Source organism: Homoserinibacter sp. YIM 151385, from assembly GCF_027912415.1.
In the GTDB taxonomy this organism is placed as follows: Bacteria; Actinomycetota; Actinomycetes; order Actinomycetales; family Microbacteriaceae; genus Schumannella.
The window spans coordinates 2,491,036-2,510,372 of sequence record NZ_CP115175.1 but is presented as its reverse complement, the minus strand read 5'-3'; the positions used below and the strand labels follow the sequence as shown (position 1 = coordinate 2,510,372).

The 19,337-nt window shown below is 70.7% G+C and carries 18 protein-coding genes; 1 reads left to right on the top strand and 17 read right to left on the bottom strand.

Annotation, left to right across the window (positions count from 1 at the left end; translation table 11 throughout):
- Positions 1-17: 17 nt before the first annotated feature.
- The 13 genes from fusA to OF852_RS12095 form a co-directional block, all read right to left on the bottom strand.
- A complete protein-coding gene (fusA, locus tag OF852_RS12155) occupies positions 18-2,132 on the bottom strand; it encodes an elongation factor G (protein WP_271119423.1) in 2,115 nt (704 codons plus the stop codon).
- 75 nt (positions 2,133-2,207) lie between these two features.
- Positions 2,208-2,678 (bottom strand): 30S ribosomal protein S7, encoded by a 471-nt coding sequence (rpsG, locus tag OF852_RS12150; protein WP_271119422.1) that lies wholly within the window; start codon positions 2,676-2,678, stop codon positions 2,208-2,210.
- On the bottom strand, positions 2,678-3,052 hold the full coding sequence (gene rpsL / locus OF852_RS12145) for a 30S ribosomal protein S12 (protein WP_152582702.1): 375 nt from the start codon (positions 3,050-3,052) through the stop codon (positions 2,678-2,680). The genes rpsG and rpsL overlap by 1 nt, the downstream gene beginning before the upstream one ends.
- Positions 3,053-3,328: 276 nt before the next feature.
- Positions 3,329-4,075, bottom strand: coding sequence for a hypothetical protein (locus OF852_RS12140; RefSeq protein ID WP_271119421.1), 747 nt, complete (start codon positions 4,073-4,075; stop codon positions 3,329-3,331).
- Positions 4,072-4,872, bottom strand: a complete 801-nt coding sequence (locus tag OF852_RS12135) for a hypothetical protein (RefSeq protein WP_271119420.1) — start codon at positions 4,870-4,872, stop codon at positions 4,072-4,074. The genes OF852_RS12140 and OF852_RS12135 overlap by 4 nt, the downstream gene beginning before the upstream one ends.
- A complete protein-coding gene (gene pilM / locus OF852_RS12130; RefSeq protein WP_271119419.1) occupies positions 4,869-5,915 on the bottom strand; it encodes a type IV pilus assembly protein PilM in 1,047 nt (348 codons plus the stop codon). Before pilM ends, OF852_RS12135 begins: the two co-directional genes overlap by 4 nt.
- A gap of 25 nt (positions 5,916-5,940) precedes the next feature.
- Positions 5,941-6,774: a prepilin peptidase gene (locus OF852_RS12125; protein ID WP_271119418.1), complete on the bottom strand. Its 834-nt coding sequence runs from the start codon at positions 6,772-6,774 to the stop codon at positions 5,941-5,943.
- Positions 6,771-8,615 carry a hypothetical protein gene (locus OF852_RS12120; RefSeq protein ID WP_271119417.1) on the bottom strand — a complete coding sequence of 615 codons (1,845 nt, stop codon included), beginning with the start codon at positions 8,613-8,615 and terminating at the stop codon, positions 6,771-6,773. Before OF852_RS12120 ends, OF852_RS12125 begins: the two co-directional genes overlap by 4 nt.
- Positions 8,612-9,304, bottom strand: coding sequence for a hypothetical protein (locus OF852_RS12115; RefSeq protein ID WP_271119416.1), 693 nt, complete (start codon positions 9,302-9,304; stop codon positions 8,612-8,614). The genes OF852_RS12120 and OF852_RS12115 overlap by 4 nt, the downstream gene beginning before the upstream one ends.
- Positions 9,301-10,668: a type IV pilus modification PilV family protein gene (locus tag OF852_RS12110; RefSeq protein WP_271119415.1), complete on the bottom strand. Its 1,368-nt coding sequence runs from the start codon at positions 10,666-10,668 to the stop codon at positions 9,301-9,303. The genes OF852_RS12115 and OF852_RS12110 overlap by 4 nt, the downstream gene beginning before the upstream one ends.
- A gap of 118 nt (positions 10,669-10,786) precedes the next feature.
- A complete protein-coding gene (locus tag OF852_RS12105) occupies positions 10,787-11,209 on the bottom strand; it encodes a prepilin-type N-terminal cleavage/methylation domain-containing protein (protein ID WP_271119414.1) in 423 nt (140 codons plus the stop codon).
- 156 nt (positions 11,210-11,365) lie between these two features.
- Positions 11,366-12,619 carry a type II secretion system F family protein gene (locus OF852_RS12100; RefSeq protein WP_271119413.1) on the bottom strand — a complete coding sequence of 418 codons (1,254 nt, stop codon included), beginning with the start codon at positions 12,617-12,619 and terminating at the stop codon, positions 11,366-11,368.
- On the bottom strand, positions 12,619-13,833 hold the full coding sequence (locus OF852_RS12095; RefSeq protein ID WP_271119412.1) for a type IV pilus twitching motility protein PilT: 1,215 nt from the start codon (positions 13,831-13,833) through the stop codon (positions 12,619-12,621). Before OF852_RS12095 ends, OF852_RS12100 begins: the two co-directional genes overlap by 1 nt.
- Between OF852_RS12095 and OF852_RS12090 the strand changes: the two genes are divergently transcribed.
- A complete protein-coding gene (locus OF852_RS12090; protein WP_271119411.1) occupies positions 13,790-14,275 on the top strand; it encodes a hypothetical protein in 486 nt (161 codons plus the stop codon). The genes OF852_RS12095 and OF852_RS12090 overlap by 44 nt on opposite strands.
- A gap of 127 nt (positions 14,276-14,402) precedes the next feature.
- Here the strand turns inward: OF852_RS12090 and OF852_RS12085 are convergent, their stop codons facing one another.
- From OF852_RS12085 to OF852_RS12070, 4 genes are all read right to left on the bottom strand, one after another.
- Positions 14,403-16,073 carry a GspE/PulE family protein gene (locus tag OF852_RS12085; protein ID WP_271119410.1) on the bottom strand — a complete coding sequence of 557 codons (1,671 nt, stop codon included), beginning with the start codon at positions 16,071-16,073 and terminating at the stop codon, positions 14,403-14,405.
- A 142-nt stretch (positions 16,074-16,215) separates the two neighbouring features.
- Positions 16,216-16,665 carry a hypothetical protein gene (locus tag OF852_RS12080; protein WP_271119409.1) on the bottom strand — a complete coding sequence of 150 codons (450 nt, stop codon included), beginning with the start codon at positions 16,663-16,665 and terminating at the stop codon, positions 16,216-16,218.
- Complete coding sequence (locus OF852_RS12075) at positions 16,631-17,497, bottom strand: hypothetical protein (RefSeq protein WP_271119408.1); 867 nt, start codon at positions 17,495-17,497, stop codon at positions 16,631-16,633. Before OF852_RS12075 ends, OF852_RS12080 begins: the two co-directional genes overlap by 35 nt.
- A 118-nt stretch (positions 17,498-17,615) precedes the next feature.
- Positions 17,616-18,887, bottom strand: coding sequence for an RDD family protein (locus tag OF852_RS12070; protein ID WP_271119407.1), 1,272 nt, complete (start codon positions 18,885-18,887; stop codon positions 17,616-17,618).
- Positions 18,888-19,337: the final 450 nt, after the last annotated feature.

Here is a 19,337-nt window from a genome sequence, read left to right as displayed (position 1 = left end):
GACAAGTATTGCAGGCGTTACTCGCCCTTGCTCTTCTGGACGATCTCGTCCGCCACGGCCCTGGGGACCTCAGCGTAGCTGTCGAAGGTCATCGAGTACACGGCGCGGCCCGAGGTCTTCGAGCGCAGGTCGCCGACGTAGCCGAACATCTCCGACAGCGGGACCTTCGCCGAGACGACCTTGACGCCGGTGGCGTCCTCCATCGACTGGATCTGGCCGCGACGGGAGTTGATGTCGCCGATCACATCGCCCATGTACTCCTCGGGCGTGCGGACCTCGACGGCCATGAGCGGCTCGAGCAGCACGGGGTCCGCACGGCGCGCGGCCTCCTTGTACGCGATCGATCCGGCGATCTTGAACGCCATCTCCGAGGAGTCGACGTCGTGCGAGGCGCCGTCGACGAGGGTCGCCTTGACGCCCACCGTCGGGTAGCCGGCGAGGACGCCGACCTGCATGGCGTCCACGATGCCGTGGTCGACCGAGGGGATGTACTCGCGGGGCACGCGACCGCCGGTGACGGCGTTCACGAACTCGTAGGACGTCTCCGGGGTGACCTCCATCGGCTCGATGGTGATCTGGACCTTCGCGAACTGACCCGATCCACCCGTCTGCTTCTTGTGGGTGTAGTCGTACTTCTCGACCGTCTTGCGGATGGTCTCGCGGTACGCGACCTGGGGCTTGCCGACGTTCGCCTCGACGTTGAACTCGCGCTTCATGCGGTCGACGAGGATGTCGAGGTGGAGCTCGCCCATGCCCTTGATGATGGTCTGGCCGGTCTCCTGGTTCTGCTCGGTGCGGAACGTCGGGTCCTCTTCCGCGAGCTTCTGGATCGCGGTGCCCAGCTTCTCCTGGTCGGCCTTCGTCTTGGGCTCGATCGCGACCTCGATGACGGGCTCCGGGAAGGTCATCGACTCGAGGATGACCTGGTTCGCCGAGTCGGAGAGGGTGTCGCCCGTGGTCGTGTCCTTGAGGCCGATGACCGCGTAGATGTGCCCCGCGGTCACCGAGGGGACCGGGTTCTCCTTGTTGGCGTGCATCTGGAAGATCTTCCCGATGCGCTCCTTCTTGCCCTTCGTGGAGTTCACGATCTGGCCGCCCGACTCGAGCTGGCCCGAGTACACGCGGATGTAGGTGAGGCGCCCGAAGAACGGGTGCGTCATGATCTTGAACGCGAGCGCGGCGAAGGGCTCCGAGGAGTCCGCCTTGCGCTCGATGACCTTCTCCTCGTCGCGGACGTCGTGGCCCTCGACCGCCGGCACGTCGAGCGGCGACGGGAGGTAGTCGACGACCGCGTCGAGCATCGGCTGCACGCCGCGGTTCTTGAACGCGGAGCCGCAGAAGACGGGGTAGATCTCGGAGGCGATGACCATCTTGCGGACGGCGCCCTTGATCTCCTCGGGGGTGAGCTCCTCGCCGCCGAAGAACTTCTCGAGCAGCGCGTCGTCCGACTCGGCGACGGTCTCGAGGAGCTTCTGGCGGTACTCCTCCGCCTTCTCCTGGAGGTCGGCCGGGATGGGCTCGATCTCGTACTTGGCGCCCATCGCCACATCGCCCTTGGCGTCGCCGCGCCAGGTGAGCGCGCGCATGTAGACGAGGTCGACGACGCCCTCGAAGCTCGACTCGGCGCCGATCGGGATCTGCATCACGAGCGGCTTCGCGCCGAGGCGCTTGATGATCGTGTCGACGGTGAAGTAGAAGTCCGCGCCGAGCTTGTCCATCTTGTTGACGAAGCAGATGCGGGGGACGTCGTACTTGTCGGCCTGACGCCAGACGGTCTCGGACTGGGGCTCGACGCCCTCCTTGCCGTCGAAGACGGCGACCGCGCCGTCGAGGACGCGCAGGTTGCGCTCGACCTCGACCGTGAAGTCGACGTGGCCGGGCGTGTCGATGATGTTGAGCTGGATGCCCTCCCAGAAGCAGGTGGTGGCAGCCGAGGTGATCGTGATCCCTCGCTCCTGCTCCTGCGCCATCCAGTCCATCGTCGCGGCGCCGTCGTGCACCTCGCCGATCTTGTGGTTGATGCCCGTGTAGAACAGGATGCGCTCGGTCGTGGTGGTCTTGCCGGCATCGATGTGGGCCATGATGCCGAAGTTGCGGACCTTCGAGAGGTCGGTGAGCACGTCCTGTGCCACGGGGTTCCTTTCGGGAAGTGCGGCTTCAGAGGGCGCGGCGGTTCTCGCCGCGCCCTCCGAGCAGCGGAGTGGTGGTTACCAGCGGTAGTGAGCGAACGCGCGGTTCGACTCGGCCATCTTGTGGGTGTCCTCGCGGCGCTTCACGGCGGCGCCGAGGCCGTTGGAGGCGTCGAGGATCTCGTTCGTGAGGCGCTCGGTCATGGTCTTCTCGCGACGCGACTTGGCGTAGGAGGTGAGCCAGCGCAGTGCGAGCGTGTTCGCGCGGTGCGGCTTGACCTCAACCGGGACCTGGTAGGTCGAGCCGCCGACGCGGCGGCTCTTGACCTCGAGGGTGGGGCGCACGTTGTCGAGCGCCTTCTTGAGCACGACGACGGCATCCTGGCCGGACTTCGTCGCGACGGTCTCGAGGGCGCCGTAGACGATGCGCTCGGCGATGGCCTTCTTGCCGTCGACGAGGATCTTGTTCACGAGCTGCGAGACGATGGGTGCGCCGTAGACCGGGTCGGCGACCACGGGGCGCTTCGGGGCGGGTCCCTTGCGAGGCATTACTTCTTGTCCTTCTTCGCGCCGTAGCGGCTGCGGGCCTGCTGACGGTTCTTCACGGCCTGGGTGTCGAGCGCGCCGCGCACGATCTTGTAGCGGACGCCGGGGAGGTCCTTCACACGACCGCCGCGGACGAGCACCATCGAGTGCTCCTGGAGGTTGTGACCCTCGCCCGGGATGTACGCGGTCACCTCGGTGCCGTTGGAGAGCTTCACACGGGCGACCTTGCGAAGCGCCGAGTTCGGCTTCTTCGGGGTCGTGGTGTAGACGCGGGTGCAGACGCCGCGCTGCTGCGGGTTGGCCTTGAGGGCCGGCGCCTTGGTCTTGACGACCTTCGGCGAGCGGCCCTTGCGGACCAGCTGCTGGATGGTGGGCACTACTGAATCTCCTCTGCTGCACGGTGACAGCGTTTGATGGGTGATGTTTTCCATCGGAATCCGCCCGGCCGTGCCGGCGGATATGCCGTGGGGGCCCGGCCGCGAGGCCGGAATCCCGCCCGCGCGAGAACGCACAGACACACCGATGTTACTCCGTGCGACGCCAGGCGTGCAAGGCGGCGGGGATGGGACGACGCCCGGACGGCAGGGCCGTCCGGGCGTCGTGGTGAGGAGCGCCCGCAAGGGGGGCGCGGGCGCTCCCGTCTGTCGCGGCCGCTATCCGGCGGCCTGCTCGACCGCGGGCGCGGCCGCGGCCGTCGTGTCGCGGAAGGCGTACATGAGCCCGGTCGCCGCGACCGAGTAGGCACCGACGCTGCCGCCCTCGCCCGCCGAGTCCTGATTCCCGTAGTTGAACTTCGTGACGAGCACGAGGCGCTCGCCCTCCTGGAGGCGCGAGAGGAAGTCGCGCACCTTGCCCTGGTCGCCCTCCACGCGGAGCTCGACCTGCACGACGAGGAAGCTCTCGGAGGTGACGAGCGGGTCCGTCAGCGGGATCGGGCCCGCCGGCGCCACGCCGGCGGCCGCAGCGCCCGCGACGGGACCGGACGCGGCCTCCTCCGACTCCTCGCCCTCGGCGGGAGCCTCGGGCTCGGTCGACGGCGGCGGGCCGGGCGGCACGTAGGGCGCCGGCTCGCCGATCGCGATCGAGGTGAGCGTCACGTCGGCCTTGTCGGCCAGCTCGTTCACCTCCGCGATGAAGGACGAGCCGGAGACGCCCGCGGGGATGGCGGTGCGGAGGTCCTCGAGCTCCCCCTCGAGGGTCGGCATGGTGCCCTCGACGCTCTCGAGCTCGGTGAGCTGCGCACGGAGGTCGTCGTTCTGGGCGACCGTGTCCTCGCGCTCGAGGTCGGCCGCCGCCGCGACGGCGAGGCTCGGCGCGACGCCGATGAACCAGCCGCCCGCGAGCAGGCCGACGCTGAGGATCGCGGTGATCAGGATCCAGAGACGGTTGTCGAGTCTCACTGCTCGCTCCCCTCGGGCTTCGGCGCGAACCGGGAAGAGTACGCCTCGGTGTTGATGTGCATGGTGACGGTGGCGGTGTAGACGCCGTCGGCGAGGTCGACGCTGCCGGGCGAGGCGTCGGCGAAGCCGTCGAGGCTCGAGAGCTCGTCGATCCAGTCCGGGATCTGCGGGAGCTTGCTCGAGGTCGCCGTGAAGACGAGGGTCGCGATGCGCTCCCCCTCCAGCGGCACCGTCGACTGGACGTACGGCGTCTGGATGTCGGCCTGATCGACGACCACCTGGGTGAGCTCGACGTCCTTCGGCAGCTTCCCCTCGAGGTCCGCGAGGTAGGAGGCCCAGTCGATGTCGGTCGAGCCGCCCACGCGGATGCCGGCCTCGCGGCGCGCGATGTCGTCGACGGTCGCGCGGACCTCGGCCTTGTCGAGGAGCGCGAGCTGCAGGTCGTCGGTCTCGAGCACGGCGTCGCCCAGCGCGGTGACCTTGGTCGTCGCGAAGTACCAGGACGCGCCGCTCACGAGCAGGACGATCGCGAGCACCCCGACGACGAGCATGCGCAGCGATCGGCGCACGCCGCGGCTGCGGGCGTTCTGCGCGACCTCAGGCGGGAGCAGGTTCGCGCGCGGCTCGGGCGGCCCACCCTGCGTGCGCCCCTTGGCGGGCGCGGTGCGCGGCGGCTTGGCGGGCTTGGCCGCCTTCGGAGCCTTCGCGCCCTTCGGCGCCTTCGCGCCCTTCGCGGGAGCGGCCGGCGCCGCGGTCGCGGGCGCCTCGGCGGGCTGCCCGGGGGCGATGGCGGTCATGCTCGGCTCCCGATCGCGAGGCCCGCGGCGACGGGCAGTCCGGTGGCGTCCGCCCGGTGGCGCTCGTCGACGCTGCGCGCGACGGAGAACCGGGAGAACACGTCGGGCGCGCCGACCGGGATCCGGGTCAGCTCGGCGAGCGCCTGGGCGAAGCCCGGCATCTGCGCGCCGCCACCCGAGACGAGGATCCGGTCGATCTGCACCCCCTGGCGGGTGTTGATGTAGAAGCTCAGCGTGTTGCGGACGTTGTCGAAGAGGTCCCCGGTCACGCGCGACATGATCTGCGAGGCCTGCTGCCACTCGGGCCGCAGGCCGTTCGTGATGAGGCCGAGCCCGCGCTTGTAGCGCTCCGCCTCCTCGGGCTCGATGCCCGCCTCGGCGGTGAGGGCCGCGTTGACGTCGTCGCTGCCGTTCGAGATCACGCGGACGAAGCGCGGGATGCCGTCGGCGGCGAGCACGACGCTCGTGCTCTGCGCGCCGACGTGGACCAGCGCGACGGTGCCCCGAGCCCCCTCGCCGACGAGGAGCGCCCGCGCGAGCGCGAACTGCGTGAGATCCACCTCGACCGGGTCGAGGCCGGCCGCCTGCACCGCGGAGACGGTCGTGAGCACGACCTCCTTGACCGCCGCGATGAGCAGGCCGTTGACCATCTCGCCGCTCTCGCCCGTCGAGGCGGAGGTCGGGTAGAAGTCGAGGAGCGCGTCGCCGACCGGGACCGGGAGGAGCTCCTGGACCTGGAACGGGAGCGACTCGCGGATCTGCGTGATCGGCGCCTTCGGCACCGAGAGGTCGCGGACGAGCACGCGCTGGTTGCCGACGCCGAGGACGACCTTCTTGGACTTGAAGCCGGCCTGCGACCAGAGCTGCTTGAGCGCCGAGGTGAAGGTGTCCTTCTCGATCACCTCCCCGCGTGCGACCGCGCCCTTCGGCAGCGCCATCGAGTGGTAGCGGACCAGCGTCGGCCTGGGCTTCAGCGCGTCGGCGACTTCCGCCGCGCGCAGCACCCCGTTCCCGATGTCGAGCCCGACGATCGTCGAAGCCATGTTTCCCCCCTTGTGTTCGCCGTCGTCAGCCGAGGCCGACGATCGACAGGTATGCGCCGGCGATCTGCTCGCCGGAGATGATCCCGATCCAGGCGCCCGCGAGCATCCACGGGCCGAACGGGATCCCGCCGCCGCGCTCGGCGCGGCGGACGATGATGAGCGCGATCGCGACGAGGCCGCCGAGCAGGAAGGCGGCGGCCGTCCCGACGACGGACTGCGCGAGTCCCGCGTAGCCGAGGTGCAGTCCGAGCACCCCGGCGAGCTTGATGTCCCCGAAGCCCATGCCGCCGGGGCGGATGAAGGCGATGAGGAAGTAGAACGCGAACAGCGCCGCGCCGCCGATGAGCGCGCCGAGCAGGAGCTCGGGGCGTCCCGCGAGGAGCCCCGCCGCGGCGAGCAGCACGCCGCTCACGAGGTAGGCGGGCAGCACGATCGCATCGGGCAGTCGGTGCACGTCGAGGTCGATGGCCGAGAGGGCGATCGAGATGGCGGCGAGGTAGAGCAGCGCGACGAGGTGGACGGCGGCGCCCGCGGAGGCGAGCGGCGTCTCGGCGGTCCAGATCGCGGGGGCGAAGACGAGCGCCACGACGACGAACGCGAGCCCCGTGAGGGCCTCGATGGCCGGGTAGCGCGCCGAGATCCGCATGCGGCAGTCGCGGCAGCGCCCGCCGAGCAGCAGCCAGCCGAGTACGGGCACGTTGTCGCGGCTCCGGATCCCGGCGCCGCAGCCGGGGCACGAGGATGCCGGGCGCACGACCGAGAGCCCCGCGGGCACCCGGTAGGCGACGACGTTGAGGAAGGAGCCGATGGCGAGCCCGAGGGCGCCGACGACCGGCGCGACGACGGCGAGCGCGGTCATCGGCCCGTCGAGCTTCCGTCGGCGTTCCAGGCGGAGGGCGTGGAGGCGGTCTGGGTGACGCCGTAGGTCGTCGAGGTGGGCGTCAGGAACTTCGGCGGCGCGGTGTTGAGGAAGCGAGCGTCGTAGTTGTAGTTCTTCGTGTAGCCCGAGGGCGCCGTGGTGCCGGTCGGGCCGCGGTACTTCTGCGCCATCGATCCGGTGATCTTGAGCGTGCCCCGCTGACCGCGGGTGTAGTTCTGGACCTGGATCGTGTGCTGCACCGACATGAGCGCGGCATCGATCGTGCGGTTCGTCGACGACTCCGCGAGGAAGCTCCACGTGGTCTCGGTCGCGGTGCAGTTGCCGTTGCGATCGGTGCGCGTGCAGGTCTCCGTCCCGCGGACGGGGTTGCGGATGATGACGCCGTTGTTGCCGACGACGCCCGTCATCGCCTCCGCGACGCCCGTCGGGTTCGTGAGGTCGCCCGTGATGTAGGCGTAGTTCTCGGCCGACATGGTGACGGCGCTGCCGACGACGCCCTGCGTGAAGAGGTCGCCCTTGCGGCAGCCGTAGGCGACGGCATCGGCCGCGGCGCCCTCGGGCGCCGACTCGTTGGCGCTCGGGTAGCCGTGCGAGCCGAAGGTCCAGCCGCCCATCGCGGGATTCGAGCCGCAGGTCACCTGGGTCGTGGTGCCGCTGACCGTCCAGCGCGGGGTGGTCCCCGTCGCCCAGCCGTTGACGTTGTTCGTATCGGTCGGGACATCCTGGATGAAGATGAGGTTCTCGTGGAGCGCGTCGACCTCCGCCCCCGCCGAGGTGTGCATCTGGTTGACGTTGCCGCAGCGCGCGTTCGAGGTGCCGGTCCGCTCGCCCGGGTACGGGTTCGTGGCCTTGGTCCACGGCGAGATGATCGTCATCTTGGGCGTCGAGCCGACGAGGCGCCAGGTGATCTTGGTCGGCCCCGTGTACAGGCAGCCGGGGCGCGTGATGTCGGGGTCGTTCGCGTAGGTCTGGCGGCGGTCGCTCGCGTTGGTCGCGGGGAAGCCGATCTCCTTCGCCCAGCTGACCGAGGCGGGACCGGTGGTGCCGGCGCTGCCGGTGCACCCCGAGACCCGGTAGGCGCGGGTCGGGGTCGCCGAGGAGGTGACGCCGCGGTTGAAGGCGGCGTTGCAGATCGCGAGCGAGTCGTTCGAGTGGACGGGGCCGTTGAAGGTGTCGATGGTCGAGTTCGAGCCGAACTGGATCTGCGCGCAGCCGGACGGGCGCGGGCTGGAGCCCCAGGAGTACTTGTCGCCGCACTGGTCCTGACCGGAGAACTGCGGATCCTGGATCTCGTAGCGGGTCAGGTAGAGGAAGTTGATGAAGCCGTCCTGCTTGAGGTCGGCCACGATGCTCCGGATCGCGCTACCGACCTTGCCGGTGGAGCGCAGCTGCAGGCGCCCCTGCGACTGGAAGGAGTCGGTGTTGATCTCGTAGCGGAACTGCGCCCGGCCGTCCGTGCCCTCCATCGTGGCCCAGGCGCCGTTGATGCCGAACGCCGGGTTCGCCTGCGAGGCGGGCGGCGCGACGATGTCCGTGGCGTTGTCGGCGCCCTTCGTGAACTTCGACTGCGGGTTGCCGAAGCGCGTGTAGGTGTTGTCGTTCGCGAGCCGGCTCTGGTACTCCTGCACGCCGGCGCGGGCGGCGTTGAGGGCCGCGTTCCAGTCCTCGTCCTGGTCGGTGCGCTGCAGGCCGCTGGTCGCGACCGTCATCGAGCTCGCGACGAGCACGAGCATGATCATGCCGAGGCCGAAGACGCTCGGCAGCGCGATGCCGTGGTCGCTGCGGCGCAGACGGGCCAGCTGCCGGATGCGGGTCATCATGGGCACACCACCTGGGACTTGATGTTGGCGAGGTAGAGGGGGCTCGTGAGGTACAGGGCGGAGCGATCCGGGGTCCCGATCGTCTTGGCCTTGACGGAGACGTCGATCCGCTGGATCTTCGCGAGATCGGCCGAGGCGACGGTGCCCGAGGCGTTGCCGAGCTGCGCGCCGCAGCGGTTCCAGTACGTGAACAGCCGCTTCTCGGAGCCGCTGGGGTTGACGAGCGGGAGGTCGTCGAAGGTGCGCGTCGTGACGTCGGCGGCATTCGTGCAGGGGTAGCTCCAGATGCCGCCGCTCGAGGTGCCCTTGCAGGTCTGCACCGTCACGATGTTCGAGGCCGAGACGGTCACGGTGACGCGCGACATCCGCATGTCGATGGCGTCGGTGTCGGACCACGCGTAGAAGACGAGCCGCCGCGCCTCCGCGGTGGTGACGCCCGCGGTGACGGCGCCCGTGAGCGTCGTCTCGCTCGCGACCCGCACGCGCCCGGTCAGCTCGTTCTGCATGTTCGTGACGTCGCCGATGGTGACGCGCGTCTGGTTGGAGGCCGAAGTGACCTGCGCGGTCTGGATGAAGAAGGAGCCCACCATGGCGAGCAGGATCATCGACACCATCATCGTGACGACGAGCTCGGCGATCGAGATGCCGGCGTCCCGTTCCCCCTCGAGGACTCGGCGGAGGCGGCTCACGAGCCGTTCTCCCGCGGGTCGAGCGTGAGGATGCTGCCGATCACGGCGCCGGCATCGCTCGAGACGCTGAGGCGGGATCCGGGCAGCGCGGTCGAGTAGCTGCTTCCGCCGTAGCCGAAGGTCCACGAGCCGTACGGAAGCGCGATCTGGTTGTCCCGGTCGGCGGTCAGGCCGGTGAAGGTGTACTCCATCGTGATCGAGCACCCGGGGTCCCCCGGGTAGGTGACCGAGGCCGGCGCCGCGGTCCTCGCCCGGACCGCTGTGACGCCCGCCGGGGGCTTCACCGTGACGATGCCCATCGGCACGTCGATGCGGCCGTTCGTGCCCGGGGCGGATGCCGTGGCGGCCGCGGCGACGCCGGCCCGCTTCGGCGTGCCGTCGACGGGGCCGGCGGCCCACGATGCCGGGTTCGTGTTCGTGCAGCCGCGGGTGTCCGTCTCGTCCGGGCGCTTGTACTTGCCGGCGATCGCGGTGTACCCCTCGGCGAAGGGGTGGAGGTCGCGCTGTGCGGCGATCGAGGAGTAGGAGTAGATGCGGCCGGCGGCGAAGAAGGTGGTGTCCATCGCGGACGGGAGCCGCGCCGAGGTGCGGTTGGTCCGGTACGCGGTGTCGAGGCGGACCCGGCTGTCGTACTGGAACTTGACGGCGGTCGTCTGGCCGGCCGTGACCGTCTCGGTCTTCGTCGGGTTGGCGGCCTGCGAGTCGTCGACGAAGCCGGCCTTCGAGATCGCGATGTTGTACTCGCCGGGGACCACCTGGAGCGCGTAGCTGCAGCCGTCGGCGCTGGTCGGGCGCTGCACCGGGATGGCGGCGCCGGTGCCGCCCGCCTTCGGCGTGATGGCGACGGCGATGTCGGCGGCGCCCGCGCCGCGCTCGCCGGTCACGGAGATGAGGATCGTGCCGAGACCGGGGCTGTTGAGCCGGTCGACCGGGGCGATGAAGGTGTCCGCGCGGACGTCGTTCTTGATCATCAGCATGTCGTCCCACGTCACGGAGACGTTGACGATCTTGTAGAGCAGGTTGCCGCCCGAGGTGCCGCAGGCGGAGCGGTCGCCGTCGCGGTCGGTCTCCCACGTGACCTCGCGGGTGATCGTGTAGCGGGTGCCGCCGACGGTCTGCGTGTCGACGCGGCGGTTGACGTCGAAGGCGTTGCCGACGCCGATCGAGGAGTCGATCTCGCCGGCCGCGAGGTTGGTCGCGGTGGCGCGGCGCTGGGTGTCGTAGGTGAGCTGCTGGATCGTCATGATCGAGTACGACATCCCGACGGCGATCAGGCTGAAGACCATCATCGCGACGAGCACCTCGGTGAGCGAGATGCCGGCGTCGCCGCTGCGGCGCATGCGGTCACGGATGCTGCGGATCACAGCGATCACCCCCTTCAGGCCGTGCAGTGCGGTGCGGTCCCGGAGCCCCCTGCTCCGGAACCGGTGATGCGGGGCGGCGCGAACGCCGCCCCGCATCGCGGTGTCAGTCGGAGCTGGTTCAGCAGCCGCCCGAGGCGACGCTGCCGCGCTCCTCCGTGTGGAAGACCGTCGTGGTCTGGTCGGCGCGGGTGGCCGAGATGCAGAAGTCGGTCTGCGAGACGACGCCGGTGAAGTTGACCTCGGACACGCCGTCGCTCTTCGAGTAGCCGTTCGCCGCGAGCTGGTCGGCGGTCGCGCCGAACGAGGTGGCGCCGGGGTTCTGCGTGTACCACGCGACGATGGCGGTCTTGGCGTTGCGGAGGTCGGACTGGACGGCCGAGTTCTTCGCGTTGTCCTGCACGCCGATGTAGACCGGGATCGCGATGGCGGCGAGGATGCCGATCACGAGCACGACGACGAGGAGCTCGATGAGCGTGAAGCCCTTGTCGCCGTTCTTGATGCGGTCCATACGGGCCGCGAGCATGTCCTGAATGCGGGTCATTGTCTTGTTCCTTCTTGTTTGATGGAGTGCGAGCCGTTTCCCCCAGAACGGTGACGACCCGACATGACGACGCTATTGAGCGTGTCGATTGAGCAGAATCCCGCGTCCGGGGGTGATTTCCGCTACCCTGCACCCCCGTCCGGGGGCAGGGCGGCGCTACTGCCCGCCGACCGCCGAGGCGATGCTGAAGATCGGCATGTAGAGGGCGACGATCATGCCGCCCACGACGACGCCGAGGAAGGCGATGAGCAGCGGCTCGATGAGCGAGGTGAGCGCCTTCGTGGTGGCGTCGACCTCCGTGTCGTAGAAGTCGGAGACCTTGCCGAGCATGGTCTCGAGCGCACCCGAGTCCTCGCCGACGGCGACCATCTGCACCACCATGGGCGGGAACACCTTGTGCTCGGCCATGGGACCGGCGATCGACTTGCCCTGCCGCACCGAGTCGCTGACGGCCTTGGAGGCCGCCTCGATGACGTAGTTGCCGGAGGTCTCGCCGACGACCACGAGCGCCTGCAGGATGGGCACGCCGGCCGTGATCATGTTCGCCAGGTTCCGCGTGAAGCGCGCGATCGCGATCTTCTTCAACAGCATCCCGAACACCGGGAGCCTGAGCTTGAGCGGGTCGATCCTCGCCCGCACCGACTCCTTGTTCTTGTTGACCCGCCACCAGGCCATGCCGCCGAAGACGAGCACGATGATGAGCGGCGCCGCCCAGACCATGTTCTGCGAGAGCGCGACGAGGATGAGCGTCGGCGCCGGCAGCTCGCTGCCGAGCCCGTCGAACATCTTCTGGAAGATCGGCACGATGAAGATGAGCATGCCGAGCACCGCGACGAAGGCCATGATGAGCACCATGACCGGGTAGGTCATCGCCGACTTCACGGTCGCGCGGAGCTTGGCCTCTTTCTCGAAGTTCGTCGCGATCGACTCGAGCGCACCCTCGAGGAAGCCGCCCGTCTCGCCGGCGCGGACCATGTTGATCATGAGCGGCGGGAACTCGACCGGGTGCTTCGCGAGGGCCTCCGAGAGCGAGAGGCCCGTCTCGACGTCGCGCGAGACGACGCCGAGGATCTGCTTGAGCTTCTTGTTCTCGGTCTGCTCGGCGAGGATGCTGAGCGTCTTGAGGAGCGAGAGGCCGGCCGCGATCATGGTCGCCATCTGGCGCATGAGGATCGAGAGCGACTTGAGGTCGACTCCCCCGCCGAGCCCCGGGATGCTGATGTCGCGGTTGAGCCCCTGCCCCGCCAGCGTCTCCTTGACCTCCGTCGGCGAGAGTCCGAGGGTCCGGAGCTTGTCGACGACGGCCCCCTCGCTGGAGGCCTCCATCCGCCCCTTGACGAGCTTGCCCTCGCCGTTGCGCGCGCGGTACTCGAAGTGCTTGACGGCGCCCGACACGATCGTGCCGGCCATCAGTGCCGCCCTGCCTGCGGCGCGTGCGCGTCGAAGTCGTGCGAGAACTGGTTGAGGTTCGTGCCGCCCTGCATGTCGACGCGCGTGATGAGCCGCTCGAGCGTCTCCGGATCCTGCGACTTCTCGACCGCGGCGCTCCGCGTGATCTGGCCCTCGTTGACGAGGTGCGCGAGCGACTGGTCCATGGTGTGCATGCCGTGCTGCGAGCCGGCCTGCATGACCGAGGCCACCTGGTAGGTCTTGCCCTCGCGGATGAGGTTCGAGATCGCGGGGGTCGTGAACATGACCTCGGTCGCGACCGCGCGGCCCGATCCCGAGGCCTTCTTCACGAGCGTCTGGCAGACGACGCCCTGGAGCGTCGCCGCGAGCTGCGTGCGCACCTGGTCCTGCTGGTGCGGCGGGTAGACGTCGATGACGCGGTCGATCGTGGAGCCGGCCGACTGCGTGTGCAGCGTCGCGAAGACGAGGTGGCCGGTCTCGGCCGCGGTGAGCGCGATCGAGATCGTCTCGAGGTCGCGGAGCTCGCCGATGAGGATCACGTCGGGGTCCTGGCGCAGCACGTGCTTGAGCGCGTTGCCGAAGCTGTGCGTGTCGCGGCCGACCTCGCGCTGGTTCACGAGCGACTTCTTGTTGCGGTGCATGAACTCGATCGGGTCCTCGACCGTCACGATGTGGTCGGCCCGCGAGTCGTTCACGAGGTCGACGAGCGCGGCGAGCGTCGTCGACTTGCCGGAGCCCGTGGGTCCGGTGACGAGGACGAGTCCGCGCGGGAGGCCCGCGAACTGGCCGACCTCCTTGGGGATGCCGAGCTCGTGCAGCTGCTTGATCTGCGTCGGGATGATGCGGAAGGCCGCGCCCATCGAGCCGCGGTCCTGGTAGAAGTTCACGCGGAAGCGGGCGTTGGCGCTGAGCGTGTACGCGAAGTCGAGCTCGAGCACCTCCTCGAAGCGGTCCCGGAGCTGGTCCGAGAGCAGCGAGTACAGCGCGCTCTTCACCTTCGCGCGGTCCCAGACCCCGATGTCGGGGATCGGGTGCAGGCCGCCGTCGACGCGCAGCCGCGGGGCGGAGCCCGAGGAGACGTGGAGGTCGGAGGCGCCGCGCAGGAGGACCTGCTGGAGGGCGCTGATGAGGTCGGGGTCGGCCGGCTCGCTCGAGGGGTTGAGCCCCGCGATGTCCTCGGTCTGGATCTCGACGGTCGGCGTCGCCGCCGTCATCGGGCGGGTCGGCGTCGGAGCCTGGGCGGCGGCGGCCGGCGCCGTCTGCGCGGGCGCCGAGGGCGCGGGCATGGCGGTCGAGGCCGGCGTCGCAGTGGGCGCCGGCATCGCCGAGGCCGGCGGTGCGGCCGGCGCCGCGGGCGCGGCGGGCGCCGAGACCGGGACCGCCTGCATCGGCGGCGAGGTCGAGGCCGCGGGACGCGCCGCGGAGGGCACGATCGTCGGCGCGGACGCCGCGAAGGCGCCGGTCGACGAGGGCGGCGGGACCGCCGCCGAGGCGGGTGCCGGCGGCGGGGTGGTCATCCCCGGCGCCGGGGCGCTGGAGAAGACCGTCTCGGGTGCGGGCGCAGGCGGCGCGCTGAACGCGGCGGAGGGGTTGCCCGGCGCTGCCGCACCCGAGACGGGACTGCCGTCGGGCATCATCGTCGGCGGGGCCGACTGATAGGTGCTCGACGCGGGCGGTGTCGACGCCACAGGCGTCTGGAACGGGACTCCCGGCGAATCCGTCACCGGGATCTCGTAGATCGGCTTGCTGCTCAATGTTCCCCCCCAGGACTCATCCGCCGTCGCTACGCGACGACTCGCAGGATCTCTTCGATGGATGTCAGGCCCATCTGCGCCTTCGCCCATCCGTCGTGGCGCAGGGTCGTCATGCCCTGGCTCACGGCGACGTGCATGATCTCGGCGCTCGAGGCGCGCGCCACGGCGAGGCGCTCGATCTCCTCCGTGACCGTCATGACCTCGTGGAGCGCGAGACGCCCGCGGTACCCCGTGTTCGAGCACGAGGAGCAGCCGACCGGCATCCACAGCTCCGGCGGCGGCATCGACGGGTCGTAGCCGACGCGGAGGTTCGCGAGGTCGACCGGGTCGTGCGCGTACGGCGCCTTGCAGCGGTCGCAGAGCCGGCGCGCGAGACGCTGCGCGACGACCGAGTCGAGCGCCGAGCCCACGAGGAAGGGCTCGATGTCCATCTCGGTGAGCCGTGTGATCGCGCTCGGCGCGTCGTTGGTGTGGAGCGTCGAGAGGACCAGGTGGCCCGTGAGCGAGGCCTCGATCGCGATCTGCGCCGTCTCCTGGTCCCGGATCTCGCCGATCAGGACCACATCCGGGTCGGATCGCAGGATCGAGCGGAGCGCGCTCGCGAAGGTGAGGCCCGCCTTCGGGTTGACCTGCACCTGGTTGATGCCCGGCATCCGGTACTCGACCGGGTCCTCGACCGTGATGACGTTGATCTCGGGGCGGACCACCGAGTTGAGCGTCGTGTAGAGCGTGGTCGACTTGCCGGAGCCCGTGGGACCCGTCACGAGGATCATGCCGTAGGGCTTCGTGTACGACGCGCGGTAGGCCTCGGCGTTCTGGGGGGTGAGGCCCAGCTGCTCGATCGACAGCGCCGTGTTCGAGTTGTCGAGGATTCGCATGACGACCTTCTCGCCCCACACGGTGGGGAGGGTCGCCACGCGGAGGTCGATCTGGCGGCCGCCGTGGCGCACCGAGAGGCGGCCGTCCTGAGGCTTGCGGCGCTCGGCGATGTCGATGTCGCTCATGATCTTCAGGCGCGAGATGACGCCGTTCTGGATGTTCTTGGGCGCCCGCTGCATGATGTGCAGCACGCCGTCGATCCGGTAGCGGACGATGAGCTCGTACTCGCCCGGCTCGATGTGGATGTCGGAGGCGTGGTCCTGGATGCCCTGGCTGATGAGCAGGTTCACGAAGCGCACGATGGGCGCGTCGTCCTCGAAGCCGTCCGCGATCGCGACCTCGTTCGACTCCGAGGGGCCGTTCTCCTCCTCGAGGACCGAGGTCAGCTCGTCCATCTCGCCGTCGGCGCGGTGGAAGCGGTCGACCGCCGTCATGAGGTCGCCGCGCTCCGCCACGACCGCCTTGACGCGCATCCGGCTCGCCGCGCGCACGTCGTCGAGTGCGAGCACGTTGCCCGGATCCGTCATGGCGAGCGTCAGCTGGTCGCCGGAGACCCCGATCGGCAGCACCTCGTAGCGACGGCAGATGGCCGCCGGCACGAGCGCGACCGCGGCCGAGTCCACCGGGTAGTCGAGCAGCTCGACGAACGCGAGACCGAGCTGGGCGGCTCGGGCCGAGGCGACCTGCGCCGGCGTGAGGATGCCGCCCTCGAGGAGATCGCGCACGAGCGCCTCCTCGCCGGCAGGACCTTCGCCCAGCGTGTCGAGACTCGTGATGGGCATGAGCCCGCGGATGATGAGGATCTCAGCAAGAGAGGTCATGTCACCCCCCTCAGAATGACCGTGCTCCGCACACGCAACCCCCCAGTCGCGTGCAGTAGGAGGAGTTCGGGTCCCCCCTACGACACGCAACGCTACTTGCGCGTGTCCTTCGCGACCATTCCCCTGATCGGGGGTAGCGTCGTCACTTCGCCCAGCGCCGGATCCCGGCCCAGGCGCCCACCGCGGCGAGGCCCGCGAGCACCGCGTCGGCCAGCACGAACGGGCTCGACGCCTGCTCCACGAGCGAGGGCAGCCCGAGCAGCGCCGCGAATCCCGTCATCACCAGGTAGACACCGCCGAGCGCCGCGAGCGCCGGCATCCACGGGGTCCGGCTCACCGCCGAACGGGCCGCAGCGAGCCACACCACGACGCCCGCGAGCGCGAAGGACACGAGGCCCGTGAAGGGCGCCACCTCCGCCTCGACCGGGTCCCGGTCCAGGACGACCGCGAGGATGCCGGAGACGGCGAACGCGACCGCCCCCCAGGTGATCGCGACGAAGAGGGCGACGAGGTACGCGGGCCGGGGGCGGGGCGCCGCCGGATCCCCGGTGCGGCGGTCAGGCCCGCGCGTAGGCGCGCTCCTGCTCGGCACGGCGCTCCGCCTGCTCGCGGTCGAAGGCGGCACGCGCCTCGACGTTCCGGGCGACGACCCGCCGACCGCGCGCGGCGACGCCGAGCCCCACCCACATCGCGACCTCGCGGGCGACGAGCGCCGCGACGATCACGAAGGGATAGCGCGCGAAGCTGAGGAAGGCGGTCTGCGCCTGGGCGGGGGTCATCGACACGACACCGCCGATGAGGAGCCCGATCCCGATCGTCATGAAGTAGACGAGCAGCGCGAGCACGAGGCTCACGAGCACGTGCACCCACCACCTCGCGCGGTTCACGAGGAGCGCGAGCAGGATCGCGGCGATCGAGAACACCATGATCGGCACCCAGTACACGGCCTCCTGCACGAAGCGCTCGATGGTGGGGATGCCGGGGGTGGCGCCGATGATGATCGCCGCGACCGCGAGGTAGACGAGCGCGAAGATCACCGTGCCGACGATCGCCATGAGCACGCCGAAGAGGCGATTGCTCCGAGGGCGGGGCGGCTGCGGGGCGTCGACGTAGACGACCTGCGGCTGCGGCGCGGGCGTGTACGGCTCGGCGTAGCCGCCGCCCGCGACGCCCGTCGCGCCCGTCGAGGCGTGACCGCCGAGCGCGGAGACGGGTGCGGGCGCCGGGTCGTCGATCCCGTCGGACTCCTCGTCGTACGCGGCGCGCTCCTCGAGGGCCTGCCGCTCGGCGACGAGCTCGTCGGCGGGCGCGTCCTGGGCGGCGGGTGCGGCGGCCGGCGCCGCGGGCGCCGCGGGCGCCTCGGGCTCGACGAGCGGCTCCGGCTCGACCGGGGAGTCGGGTCGGGATGCGGGGGAATCGGACATCGCGCGCTCCTTCGGGACGGTGCCGCAAGTCTATCGAGCGGGCACCCGCGGGCAGGCCGCTCCCAGCCCGCGCGCGGTCAGCCGGCCGGGGGCGCCGCCGCCGGTCGGCCGGTCCCGGTCAGCCGCGGACGATCGTGAAGCGCCGGTCGCCGAGTCGGATCGTCTGGTCCCAGGCGAGCCTCGTGCGCTGCTCGGGCGTGAGGAGCGTGCGCGGCCGGCCCGGCTCATCGACGCTCGTGCCGTTGCTCGAGCCGCGATCCACGATCCACGGGCCCTCGGCGTCGATGCCGACGAGCGCGTGCGACTTCGACAGCGAGAGGGTGGGGTCCTCGAGGGCGTGCACCGCGACCACCGGCTCGCCCGGGCGCAGCGCCGGGTTCCGCCCCACGAGGACGACCGGGTCGACGGGGATGCGGGCGCCGTCGTCGGCGACGAGGGTCCCGCGAGTGGGCGCGGGCTCGGGCGCGGCCGGCGGCGGCGCGGCGGGAGCCTGGGTCTCCCACGGCGGCGGCGCGATCGGCGGGCCGGCGGCGGGCGGGGCCGCGGGCTCCGCGACCGGGACGGGAGGCCGCGGCTCGGCCGCCGACGGGGTCTCGGCGGGCGCGGCCGGCGCGGCGGGTGCCGGCGCGACCGCGCCGGGTGCCGGGGCGACGCGCGCCGTCGGCGCCTGGTGCAGCGTCTCCTCCCCGATCAGGATCGTCTCCGGATCGTCGGCGGGCGACAGCTGCGGCGGCGCGGGAGCCGCCGGCGGGGGCGGGGGCGCGACCTCCGCGCGGGCCTCGACGACCGCGTGGGCGACCCGCATCGCATCCTCGTCATAGGGGTCGGGCCCGCGGCGGACGTCCACCATCCAGATGCCGCCGATGCGATCGAGCCAGCTGCGGTTGCGACCCGAGCCGTCCCACAGGACGGAGGCGAGCAGAACCGCCTGCCCGAGGGGCACCGCGCCGGCCGCCCAGAGCACGAGCCCGCGCAGCAGCACCGGCCCGAAGCCCGGCTGGCCGAGGGTCTCGAGCCGGACGGAGCGGATGCCGAGCAGCCACTTGCCGAGGGTCACGCCCTTGATGCCGTGCAGCAGCAGCTGCATGAGCGCGAAGACGAGGGCGAGCACGCTCGTGACCACGAGCGCGGCGATGCCGACGCCGATGTTCGGGATCTCGCCCGGGTCGACCGCGCCGGAGGCGATGTTCGCGGTGCCCTGTGCGATGACGACCGCGTAGACGATCCAGCCGATCGAGAGCAGCACGGCGACGATCGCGACCTCGATCGCGAACGCGAGCGCACGGCGCCCGAGCGGCGCCGGCACGAGGCCGAGCGCGGCGGCGAGCGCGCCGTGGTCGGGTGCGGGTGCCGCGGCACCCTGGATCTGCGGCTCCCCCGGATCGGTCACGCGCATCCCTCATCTCTCTTGCGGCCCCGGCCAGCCTAGCCCCGCCCCGCGATGTGGGTTTCTCCGCGTCCGCGCCGAAGATCCTCGGTGCGGATGCGGAGAAACGCGCATCGAGCAGCGCTCGGCGTACACAGACTCGGAGAAATCGGCCGAACGGCGCCGTCGGGGAGCAGATCGCCTCAAGTCTCCGAGTTCCGATACACCCCGCTCGTCGAGGAGCGCGCGACGCAGGAGCACGCGTCCCGCACGACGCTCGCGGGCAGCGCTGCGCGGGATCTCGAGACGCGTTCGCGCAGCTGGCGCTCCCCGACCGGCGGTGCACGGTCGCGATGTCGGAGAATCCGGTCGCGCGGCCTGATCCCGGTGCAGACCGCCGCGGCTCTCCGACACGAGGTCGTCGTGCTCCTCGACCGGCGAGTCGGGCCGAGACCGCGAAGGGCCCCGCAACGA

What these genes read in the sequence shown, in the direction of transcription:
- rpsG (WP_271119422.1), bottom strand. Translation starts at nt 2,678, where the DNA reads ATGCCTCGCAAGGGACCCGCCCCGAAGCGCCCCGTGGTCGCCGACCCG.
- OF852_RS12135 (WP_271119420.1), bottom strand. Translation starts at nt 4,872, where the DNA reads ATGACCGCCATCGCCCCCGGGCAGCCCGCCGAGGCGCCCGCGACCGCG.
- pilM (WP_271119419.1), bottom strand. Translation starts at nt 5,915, where the DNA reads ATGGCTTCGACGATCGTCGGGCTCGACATCGGGAACGGGGTGCTGCGC.
- OF852_RS12125 (WP_271119418.1), bottom strand. Translation starts at nt 6,774, where the DNA reads ATGACCGCGCTCGCCGTCGTCGCGCCGGTCGTCGGCGCCCTCGGGCTC.
- OF852_RS12120 (WP_271119417.1), bottom strand. Translation starts at nt 8,615, where the DNA reads ATGATGACCCGCATCCGGCAGCTGGCCCGTCTGCGCCGCAGCGACCAC.
- OF852_RS12105 (WP_271119414.1), bottom strand. Translation starts at nt 11,209, where the DNA reads ATGACCCGCATTCAGGACATGCTCGCGGCCCGTATGGACCGCATCAAG.
- OF852_RS12100 (WP_271119413.1), bottom strand. Translation starts at nt 12,619, where the DNA reads ATGGCCGGCACGATCGTGTCGGGCGCCGTCAAGCACTTCGAGTACCGC.
- OF852_RS12090 (WP_271119411.1), top strand. Translation starts at nt 13,790, where the DNA reads ATGTCCTCGGTCTGGATCTCGACGGTCGGCGTCGCCGCCGTCATCGGG.
- OF852_RS12095 (WP_271119412.1), bottom strand. Translation starts at nt 13,833, where the DNA reads ATGACGGCGGCGACGCCGACCGTCGAGATCCAGACCGAGGACATCGCG.
- OF852_RS12085 (WP_271119410.1), bottom strand. Translation starts at nt 16,073, where the DNA reads ATGACCTCTCTTGCTGAGATCCTCATCATCCGCGGGCTCATGCCCATC.
- OF852_RS12075 (WP_271119408.1), bottom strand. Translation starts at nt 17,497, where the DNA reads ATGTCCGATTCCCCCGCATCCCGACCCGACTCCCCGGTCGAGCCGGAG.